Origin of the sequence: Rhodococcus sp. ENV425 (assembly GCF_002887785.1) — a bacterium.
GTDB lineage: Bacteria > Actinomycetota > Actinomycetes > Mycobacteriales > Mycobacteriaceae > Rhodococcus > Rhodococcus aetherivorans.
The window spans coordinates 97,542-107,418 of sequence record NZ_PCZU01000086.1 but is presented as its reverse complement, the minus strand read 5'-3'; the positions used below and the strand labels follow the sequence as shown (position 1 = coordinate 107,418).

Sequence of the window (9,877 nt, the reverse complement as noted above, 5' to 3'; positions counted from 1 at the left end):
GGGCCGAGGACGGCCGCCGGCTCACCGAGGGCAGCCCTGCCCTCGGCGACACCGAGCCCGAACTCGCCCACGATCCCGCGCGGCTGACCGTGACCGTCGGATTCGGTCCCGCCGTGTTCGACGCGGCCGGCCTGGCGGCGCAGCGGCCCGAGTGGCTGCGGCCGCTGCCCGCGTTCTCGATCGATCGCCTCGAGGAGCGCTGGTCGGGCGGTGATCTGCTGGTGCAGGTCTGCGCCGACGACCCGGTCACCGTCTCGCACGCGACCCGCACGCTCGCCAAGAGCGTGCGGTCGCTGGCCACCGTGCGCTGGGTCCAGCGCGGGTTCCGCAACGCGGCGGGCACCAAGCCCGCCGGCACCACGATGCGCAACCTCATGGGCCAGGTCGACGGCACGGTCAACCCGGCCGCGGGAAGCACGGACTTCGACCGGCAGGTGTGGAATCCCGGCACCCCGGCCTGGCTGGCCGGGGGCACGTCCGTGGTGGTGCGGCGTATCCGCATGGAACTCGACACGTGGGACGAGCTGGACCGGCCGGCCCGTGAACTCGCCGTGGGCCGGGACCTGGCCTCGGGGGCGCCGTTGACCGGCAACCGGGAGCACGACGATCCGGACTTCGCCGCCACCGACGTGCACGGCATTCCGGTGATCCCCCCGGAATCGCACGTCGCGCGGGCGCGGCCCCGGAACGCGAACGAGCGGTTCCTGCGGCGCGGCTACAACTACGACGACCCGGACGGCGCCGGGCTGCTGTTCGCGTCGTACCAGGCCGACGTGGACGCCCAGTTCGTTCCGGTGCAGCAGCGGCTCGCCGAGCACGACGCGCTGAACCCGTGGATCACGCCGATCGGGTCGGCGGTGTTCGCCGTCCCACCCGGATTCGGCCCCGGCGGATATCCGGGGGACACCCTGCTCGAGGGCTGACGGGCAGCGCTCCCGGCCGGGATCTGCTCGACGATCCCGGCCGGGGGTCCGTCATACCTACAGTTTGTATGGTTCCCGTCACGCCCCGCCGAAATGGCGCTACCGTCGAGATGGACACGCGTCCATCCGGGCGAGGGAAGGCGGGCACACTCATGACCACAGCACTGCCGGAACGTCAGGGCTTCGGAACGCTGCGCGCGGGAGGTCTGCACTGGGACGCCTTCCCGCTGCGGCTGTTCGCGAAGGGTAACGCGAAGTTCTGGGATCCGCTCGAGCTGGACTTCAGCCGGGACGCGGCCGACTGGAACGAGCTCAACAGCGAACAGCACCGCAGCGCCACCTATCTCGTCGCGCAGTTCGTGGCCGGCGAGGAGGCCGTCACACAGGACATCCAGCCGTTCCTACGGGCGATGGCCGCCGAGGGCCGGCTCGGCGACGAGATGTACCTGACCCAGTTCTGCTTCGAGGAGGCCAAGCACACCCAGGTCTTCCGCCTGTGGATGGACGCGGTGGGCCTGACCGCGGACCTGCACTCCTACGTTGCGGACAATCCGTACTACCGGCAGCTGTTCTACGAGGAACTGCCCCATTCGTTGCGCGTCCTCGAGACCGATCCGAGTCCTGCCAATCAGGTCCGCGCCAGCGTCACCTACAACCACGTCATCGAGGGCAGTCTCGCCCTCACCGGGTACTACGCCTGGCAGAAGGTGTGCACGAAACGCGGAATCCTGCCCGGAATGCAGGAACTCGTGCGCCGGATCGGCGACGACGAACGCCGGCACATGGCGTGGGGCACGTTCACGTGCCGCCGCCACGTCGCAGCCGACGACTCGAACTGGGATGTCGTGCAGCAGCGCATGGGGGAGTTGCTGCCGCTGGCGCTCGGCATGATCCAGTGGGTCAACGACCAGTTCGAGGAGCAGCCCTTCGGCCTCGACCCCGACGAGTTCGTCGCCTACGCGGCCGACCGGGCCCAGCGGCGGCTCGGGGCCATCGAATCCGCGCGCGGCCGGCCGGTCGAGGAGATCGACCTCGACTACAGCCCCGAGGTGCTCGAGGACAAGTTCGGCGCGGAGGACGCCGCGGAGCTGAACTCGCTCACGGAGGGCTGAACTCCGCGGTAGTAACAACCCGAACGGTCAGAGCAGCGCGACGGCCGCGAAGGCCAGCAGCAGGATCACTGCCACCACGGCCCCGATCGCCGAGTAGTTCCTGCTCGGCCGCGTGGTGACGGTGGTGACCGTCGTCCCGAAGGCCTCGTCGGCGCTGCTGTCATCGGACCGGGTGTCATCGGACCGGGCGTCGCCGGACCGGGGGTCGGAGGCGGTCGTCGCCGGGACGGGTGCGGGGCTCCCCGGTGCGCCGGCCGCCCTGTCTCGTTCGGCGGCCGCCTCGGCCCTCGCTCGTTCGGCCGCTTCGAGTTCCCGGATACGTGGGATGCCACCCGTGAGGACGTCGGTGACGTCGTACGACGGTGGCAGTCCGATCCGCGCCTTGACCACGCGCGCGGGCGTGAAACCCGCCGCCAGGATGGCGGCACCGAGGGCGGCGGTCTGCTCGGGGCCGGGGCCGACGAGAGTGCGCACGCCGAGTTTCGCGGCGAGGCTGTCCGCGATGGACTGCACATGCGAGCGGTCGCGCGCGACGAACCCGTCGCCCATCACCACCACGGCGTCGAGGTTGTGCGAAAGCCAGCCGAACGCGCCGAGCGCGGTAGCCAGCTGGGCCGCGGGAGACGGGGCGCTCTTGGCGGCGAAGCGGAACGCCTTGCCGGCCGACACACCGGAGCGCACGAGATTGACGGTCGAGCCGCCGTCGTCGACGTGGAAGATGCCGACGAGTTGTCCGGGGGTCTCCGAGATCTCCGACGCGTACCAGGTGGCCGCGGCCTCGGCGTCCGAGACGAGGGCGATGTGCCGCAGATCCGCGTAGTCGAGCGCGGCCCGCAGCGCGGCCACCGTGGACTGGTCCCACCGCGACGGGTAGGTGGCGGTGACAGCGGGCAGACCCCCGTCGGGCCCGCCGTCCGGCGGCAGCGGCTGGCACTCGTGCAACAGGCAGGCGATCGCCGTGGCCATCGAGTCCTCGGCCCGGTAGATGCGCCCGTCACTGGCGGTGACGCCGGCGGGATCGCCGACGCGGCCGAGGAAGCCCGACAGGTAGCGGGCCTCGCCGGCGGGATGCGGGGCGCCGCCGAGGACGGTGGTGCCGTCGGAGTCGATGTGCAGGACGGTGTCACGGGCTATGACGACGGGATCGGGGCTGCCGGGGTCGTTGGAGGCGAGCACCGCGGTGGACACCACGCTCCCGATCCGGAGACCGACTCCCACAGCCATGTCACACCTCCCGTAGACAACGATCGGCGTACATCTTGCTACCGACTCGGCCACGTCCGGGGAAGCCGCGCCGTAGGACCGCGCGGGAGATTGCCGTGCCCACTAAGATCCGCGCGTGACGTAAGCACAGCCCGTATGCCCCTGCGGTTACCAGGCCGATCACCCGGTGGTCGTTCGCGCTGCTGCTGCGGGAGCCGGACTGGTTGCGGGAGCCGCTCGACCCGGATGTGGATCCGGGCATGCGGTGGCTGCCCTTCGGCACGTTCTGGCAGGTCACGCTCGACATGGTGTTCTCCGCCGACGTCCCGTCCGGGTTCGGCCACGCGTACGGGCCGGAGGCCGCGCAGTTGTGGGCGGACATCCTCGCCCCCGACGGCTGGGACGACGCGGTCACCCACTGGGTGCAGAACGCCCTGTCCGCCCAGCCCGGCGACGAGTGACGCCGCTCCGTCGCCGTGGCACCGTCAGGTTCTCGGCCGGAACGCCCGCCGGGGCGGGAACGCCTGCCGGGCGTGGGTCAGCAGGAACACGCTGATCACGATCACCCACGCCGGGAAGACGAGCGTGAGCCACAGCGCCTCGGTCACCGCGAACAGCAGAACCAGGGCGAGCAGGTACGTGGGTAGGACCAGCCATCGGGGCATGAGTCCGGTGCGCAGCCAGATGGTGGCCAGCGAGATCATGAAGACCGCGGCCATGCGGATCGAATAGACGTTGCTGATCTGCAGGATCAGCGCGTGCGCGAAGGCGGCGGATTCCTGGGCGGGCACCGCCTCCGCCCGGTCCGCCAGGAGCAGCCCGCCGGCGCTGGCCATCGTGACGAGGATCAGCGCCAGGAACAACAGGCCGCTACCGACGAAGACCGTCGAGAAGAACTGGTCCTCGAGGTCTCCCAGCCGGTGCCGGAGCGCACCGATGAACCACAGGAACGCGATGCAGGCGAACTGGGCCAGCGTCAGCGCCACGGTGAGCCGTGAGCGGCCGGCGTCCAGCCACTCGGTGCTGCCGAAGGGATCGGCGGGGATCGCCTGACGGATCAGGACGATGCTCGTCGCGAACAGGACGGCGAACACGATCCCGACGACGGCGGCGGTGTGCGGTGTGGTCAGTCGGTGCAGTTGCGGTTCGCTGCGCTCCCCGGTCATGACCGGATTGTCCCCGACCAGCGGCGATGCCCGGGGGCGAACGACGGACCGCGGTTCGAATCGGGGTTCGCGAGCCCCGGATCACGTACTTACGCGCCGGTAAGTTAGGTGTTACAGTGCGTACCGCTTGTGTCGTCCGACACACGGACAGCTACCTGTGAAGGGACCATGGGGATGGGGATGGGGATGGGGATCACCAGACGGTGGATCGGCGCTGCGGCGACGGCCACGGCACTGACAGGAGCGATGCTTGCCACGCCGGCGACGGCGAGCGCGGATGCGAACTTCTACGATCCTCCGCTCGACCTGGTCGGAGCCTCCGGCGACGTCCTCCGCAGCGGGCCGTCCGACCTCTCCATTCGCGTCCCGTCGCCGCAGGGCGTGTTCCCCGCGCAGGGCACCCGGCTGCTGTACCGCAGCCTCGACGCCACCGGCGGACCCAGCGCCGTCGGCGGCACCTACCTCGAGCCGTCGCTGCCGTGGAACGGGCCGGGGCCGCGACCGCTCGTCGCCATCGCGCCGGGCACCCAGGGCCAGGGCGACCAGTGTGCCCCGTCCAAGCAGCTGAACTCGCTCGTGTCCTACACCCCGCCGCTCGACCTGTTCACCGAGTACGAACTGCTCTCGATCAACACCATGCTGCTGCAGGGCATCGCCGTCGTCGTCACCGACTACGACGGGCTCGGCACACCGGGGCACCACACGTACGTCAACCGGCTCGCCGAGGCGCACGCGGTGCTGGATGCGGTCCGGGCGGCGCAGAGCCTGCCCGCCACGTCCATCACCCCCGACGGTCCTGTCGGCCTGTGGGGGTACTCCCAGGGCGGCGGTGCCGTGGCTGCGGCCGCAGAACTGCAGCCGACCTACGCGCCCGAGCTGAACGTCGTGGGGGCCTATGCCGGCGCGCCGCCCGCGGACCTCGAGGCCACGCTCAGCCAGGTCGACGGAACGGCGCTCACCGGCGTGATCGGCTACACGATCAACGGCCTCGGCGAGGCCTACCCCGAGCTCCGGGATCTCATCGACGCCGAGGTCAACGACCGTGGACGCGAGATGCTGCATTCGGTGGCGAACCAGTGCGCGCCGGAGACGATCTTCCGTTACGGCTTCCAGCGCACGAGCGACTACACCCGCACGGGTGAGCCGCTGAGCGTGGTCGTCGATCGGTTGGCGGAGGCGAAGAAAGCCATCGCCGCGCAGCGGATCGGACGTCTGCAGCCGTCGGTGCCGGTACTCGTGCAGCACGGGACGATGGACGACATCGTGCCCTACGGACAGGGTCGCCAGCTCGCGGCGGACTGGTGCGCCCTCGGCGCCACCGTCCAGTTCTCCCCGAACACCACCCCGCCCGTCCTGCCGGGCCTGGCCGTCAATCACGCGCTTCCTCTGGTCGCGGGGATGCCCGAGGCGGTCGCCTACCTGAACGACCGGTTCGCGGATCGGCCCGCCCCGTCCAACTGCGGCGCTTTCTGACCCACGACGGCGTTGGATCCGCCGCAAGGGGCGGTCAGCCGCGACAGCGATTGTTGTCGCGGCTGACCGGAGCCCGCGCGGCCGGCGGTCCGTTCACACCACCGGATGGTCGGCGCCGAGGAATCTGCGGGCGAGGTTCTGCTCCACCGACGGCCCGGGCGACCATTCGGCGATCCACGGGCCCGTACCCTCGCTGGGATCGATCACGCCCTTCTCCAGCCAGGTGTAGCGCCCGTCGAGGACGTCGGCCGTGAGCTGCCGGTCGGCATCGTCGGTGTGCGTCCACAACGCGGCGAACAGCGAGTCCACGCGGAGCTTCGCCTGGAGGCAGAAGACGTCGGCGAGTTCGTAGGCCGCGTCCGTATCGGGGTGGCCGTCGGTGTGGTACATCTGCGCCCGCACGCAACTCGCCGACATGGCGAACAGCTCCGCGCCGATATCGACGAGCCGCCCCAGGAAATTCTGCCGCCTCTCCAGACCGCCCTGCCACCGGGCCATGCCGTAGAACGTGGACCGAGCGAGCTTGCGTGAACACCGCTCCACGTAGCGCAGATGGTGTGCCAGGGGACCGAATTCGCCGTACGAGGTGGGTAGCTGGCCCCTGCCCGCCACCAACTGGGGCAGCCACTTGGCGTAGAAGCCGCTCGCCTTGGCGGCGGCCCGGGCCTTCGTGTCCAGAGTGGCTTTCGGATCCGCCAGCTCACCCGCCACCCGCAGGTGGGCGTCGACGGCTTCGCGGGCGACGAAGAGCCGCATGATCTCGCTCGAGCCCTCGAAGATCCGGTTGATCCGCAGGTCCCGCAGGAGCTGCTCGGCGGGCACCATCCGCTCACCCCGGGCCGCAAGCGACGCCGCCGTCTCGTAGCCGCGTCCCCCTCGGATCTGCATCAACTCGTCGGCGATCTCGCAGGCCACCTCGCTGGACCACAGCTTGGCCAGGGCCGCCTCGATGCGGATGTCGTTGCGGTCCTCGTCGCACATCTGGCCGGTCAGTTCCACCACGGCCTCGAGGGCGAACGTGGTGGCGGCGATGTATCCGATCTTGCCGGCGATCGCATCGTGCCGGCCCACCGGCCGACCCCACTGGACGCGGGTGCCGGACCATTCCCGGGCGATCTTGAGCGCCCACTTGCCGGCACCGGCGCACATCGACGGGATCGCGAGCCGGCCGGCGTTGAGGGTGGTCAGGGCGATCTTCAGGCCGTCGCCCTCGCGGCCGATGAGGTTCTCCTTCGGCACCCGCACCTTGTACAGCCGGGTGAGGCCGTTCTCGATCCCCTTCAGGCCCAGGAACGAGTTGCGGCGTTCGACGGTGATGCCCGGGGTGTTCGCCTCGACGACGAACGCCGAGATGCCACCGCGGTGGCCCTCGCTGCGCGGCACCCGCGCCATCACCACCAGCAGTTCGGCGACCACTCCGTTGGTGGTCCACAGCTTCAGGCCGTCGAGTTCGTACGCGTCGCCGTTCTCCACCGGCACCGCCGTCGAGGCGAGACGGGCGGGATCGGAACCCACGTCGGGTTCGGTCAGCAGGAAGGCCGAGATCGCCCCTCGCGCACACCGCGGGAGGAAAGCGCGTTTCTGTTCGGGTGTCCCGGCCAGCTTCAGGGGTTCGGGCACTCCGATGGATTGATGCGCCGACAACAGAACGCCCAGGCTCGGGTGGGCGCTGGCCACGAGCATCAGCGCGCGGTTGTAGGCCACCTGCGACAGTCCCAGGCCGCCGTATTCCTGGGAGATCTTCATGCCGAAGCAGCCGAGCTCGGCCAATCCGGCGACGTATTCGTCGGGGATCCGGGCCTCGCGCTCGATGCGGCTGCCGTCCACACCCTCGCAGAAGCGGCGAAGCTCTGCCAGGAACCCTTCGGTACGGGCCTCCTCGTCGGGGGTGGGCCGCGGGAACGGATGGATGAGGTCGAGGGTCAGACGTCCGAGAAACAACTCCTTTGCGAACGACGGCTTGTGCCAGGTGGTCTCGCGGGACTCCTCTGCGAGCGCGCGCGACTGTTCCTCGCTGGCGTGTACCTGTTGTGCCATGTGATGCCTCCCCGATAGGACTGCTACCGGCGAGTATCCACCTGTTCTGTGATGCACATCACGCGATTCGGCGGATCGGTACCCATGAGTAACCGACGGCGCGGGGGTGGGGCGGATCACGGTCCGACGGGGCTGCCGTCGCGACAGAGCCCCCGCCCGTGTCCGTAGGCTGGACATGTCATCGACGACGTACCCGAGCACCTCCACCTTCCCGCTCGCGCGGACCACCGCTGGAGGCCGACATGGAATTCCTCGCGTCCGTACCTGTTGTGCTGCTGTTGACCGTCCTGATCTATGTCGTGGCCGGCCGGATCGTCGACCTGGAAGTGCGCGTCACCGAACGACAACTGCAGAAGGAAGGGCAGGCCGCGATCGACGCGACCTGCCCCGGATCCGATTCCGTCCCGTGACCCCGGGCGGAACTCAGTCCTGCTTCTTCGGGCCCCCCGCGGGACCGGCCGACGGCTTCGGCTTCGCCGCGGTTCCCTTGCTGCCGGTGGCCTCGCTCTTCGGCTCGGCGGCCGGCTTCGGAGCCGTTTCCTCCTTGGCCGCGTGCTTTCCGGTCGGGGGCGCCTCGGCCGTCCCCTTCGGGACGGTGGTGGGCTCGGCCGTCCCCTTCGTGGCGGTGGTGGGCTCGGCCTTCGGCGTCGCGGCTGCCGTCGGGGTCGCCTTCGGCGTCGGCGCGGGCACCGCGGGGGCAGCCGTCCCGCCCTCGGGCCGAGGTGCGGCCTTCCTCGTCGCGGCCGATTCGGGCTTCGGGGCCACGGCCTCGGGCGTCGCGGCCGGCCCGGGCTTCGCCTCGGGTGCGGCAGCCTCCGGCTTCGGTGCGCCAGCCTCCGGCTTCGGGGCGGCAGCCTCCGGCTTCGGGGCGGCAGCCTCCGGCTTCGGTGCGGCAGCCTCCGGTGTCGCGACCGGCCCGGGCTCGGGGGTGACCGGCTCGATCCGCGGCGGCTCCGGCGCGACCGGCGGATGATCCCCGAGACGGCTGCGGTAGAACACAACTCCGCCGGCGGCGACGACGCCGAGCGCGCCGACCGTCACCAGGATCCTGCGGCCCCGCCCGCGGGGTGCTGCCTCGATCGTCGCCGCGGCTCGCGCGCGGCGGCACTCCCGGCTTCCGGCCATGTTCCGGGCGAGGTCGAGACCCTTGCGGGCGACCAGCAGGCCGGTGAAGAGCGGCCCCCGCGCGAGGGCCGTAGCGCCCTGCCCTGCGAGCTTCAGGTAGCCACCGGCGCCCTCGGACTTCTTCGGGGGGCGCACGAGTTCGCTGCCGGCGCCGGACCCGATCTTGGTTCTGGACTCGCTCACACTCGTCATGTACCCACTTTTGCACAGCGGATCCCCGCGGCCGGGGTTCGCGAGACGGACCGCCCCGGTGTCGCAGACCCGGATGGCACGATGGAGGGGTGACTTCACCTCAAAAGACCGCAACCGCGACTCTGCACACCAACCGCGGCGACATCGTGATCTCGCTCTTCGGCAACCACGCTCCGAAGACGGTCGAGAACTTCGTCGGCCTCGCGAACGGCACCAAGGAGTACAAGACCCAGAACGCCAAGGGGGAGACCAGTGGCCCGTTCTACGACGGTGCGGTTTTCCACCGCGTCATCGACGGCTTCATGATCCAGGGCGGCGACCCGACCGGCACCGGTCGTGGCGGCCCGGGCTACCAGTTCGCCGACGAGTTCCACCCCGAGCTGCAGTTCGACCGCAGCTACCTGCTGGCCATGGCCAACGCCGGCCCGGGCACCAACGGTTCGCAGTTCTTCATCACCGTCGGGCCGACCCCCCACCTGAACCGACGCCACACCATCTTCGGTGAGGTCGCCGACGAGGCGTCGAAGAAGGTCGTCGACGCGATCGCCACGACGGCGACGGACCGCGCGGACCGCCCGGTCGAGCCCGTCGTCATCGAGAGCATCACCATCTCCTGAATCTCCGGAAGAGACCGATATGACGAACC

9 protein-coding genes and 1 pseudogene are annotated in these 9,877 nt (G+C 70.3%); 6 read left to right on the top strand and 4 right to left on the bottom strand.

Annotation, left to right across the window (positions count from 1 at the left end; translation table 11 throughout):
• Both CQZ88_RS06765 and CQZ88_RS06760 read left to right on the top strand, forming a co-directional pair.
• On the top strand, positions 1-923 hold a 923-nt coding region (locus CQZ88_RS06765; protein WP_258008482.1), incomplete at its 5' end, for a Dyp-type peroxidase.
• Positions 924-1,075: 152 nt separating this feature from the next.
• A complete protein-coding gene (locus CQZ88_RS06760; RefSeq protein ID WP_006934498.1) occupies positions 1,076-2,035 on the top strand; it encodes a R2-like ligand-binding oxidase in 960 nt (319 codons plus the stop codon).
• A gap of 27 nt (positions 2,036-2,062) precedes the next feature.
• On the opposite strand, the gene CQZ88_RS06755 is transcribed toward CQZ88_RS06760, so the two are convergent.
• Positions 2,063-3,259, bottom strand: coding sequence for a hypothetical protein (locus tag CQZ88_RS06755; protein ID WP_102799445.1), 1,197 nt, complete (start codon positions 3,257-3,259; stop codon positions 2,063-2,065).
• A gap of 155 nt (positions 3,260-3,414) precedes the next feature.
• On the opposite strand from CQZ88_RS06755, the pseudogene CQZ88_RS06750 reads away from it, so the two are divergent.
• Positions 3,415-3,699, top strand: a pseudogene (locus CQZ88_RS06750) (alpha/beta-hydrolase family protein); the annotation flags it as partial.
• A gap of 24 nt (positions 3,700-3,723) precedes the next feature.
• Here the strand turns inward: CQZ88_RS06750 and CQZ88_RS06745 are convergent.
• Entirely contained in the window at positions 3,724-4,404 is a 681-nt protein-coding gene (locus CQZ88_RS06745; protein ID WP_043799086.1) for a hypothetical protein, read from the bottom strand.
• A gap of 186 nt (positions 4,405-4,590) precedes the next feature.
• Here CQZ88_RS06745 and CQZ88_RS06740 point away from each other — a divergent pair, with 186 nt between their 5' ends.
• A complete protein-coding gene (locus CQZ88_RS06740; RefSeq protein WP_102799452.1) occupies positions 4,591-5,877 on the top strand; it encodes a lipase family protein in 1,287 nt (428 codons plus the stop codon).
• 93 nt (positions 5,878-5,970) lie between these two features.
• On the opposite strand, the gene CQZ88_RS06735 is transcribed toward CQZ88_RS06740, so the two are convergent.
• Positions 5,971-7,914 carry an acyl-CoA dehydrogenase family protein gene (locus CQZ88_RS06735; RefSeq protein ID WP_029546820.1) on the bottom strand — a complete coding sequence of 648 codons (1,944 nt, stop codon included), beginning with the start codon at positions 7,912-7,914 and terminating at the stop codon, positions 5,971-5,973.
• Between the two features lie 242 nt (positions 7,915-8,156).
• Here CQZ88_RS06735 and CQZ88_RS29800 point away from each other — a divergent pair, with 242 nt between their 5' ends.
• Complete coding sequence (locus CQZ88_RS29800) at positions 8,157-8,324, top strand: hypothetical protein (protein WP_164528058.1); 168 nt, start codon at positions 8,157-8,159, stop codon at positions 8,322-8,324.
• Between the two features lie 13 nt (positions 8,325-8,337).
• On the opposite strand, the gene CQZ88_RS06730 is transcribed toward CQZ88_RS29800, so the two are convergent.
• On the bottom strand, positions 8,338-9,231 hold the full coding sequence (locus CQZ88_RS06730) for an alginate biosynthesis protein AlgP (RefSeq protein WP_258008481.1): 894 nt from the start codon (positions 9,229-9,231) through the stop codon (positions 8,338-8,340).
• 89 nt (positions 9,232-9,320) lie between these two features.
• Between CQZ88_RS06730 and CQZ88_RS06725 the strand changes: the two genes are divergently transcribed.
• Entirely contained in the window at positions 9,321-9,848 is a 528-nt protein-coding gene (locus CQZ88_RS06725; RefSeq protein ID WP_006942206.1) for a peptidylprolyl isomerase, read from the top strand.
• Positions 9,849-9,877 lie beyond the last annotated feature (29 nt).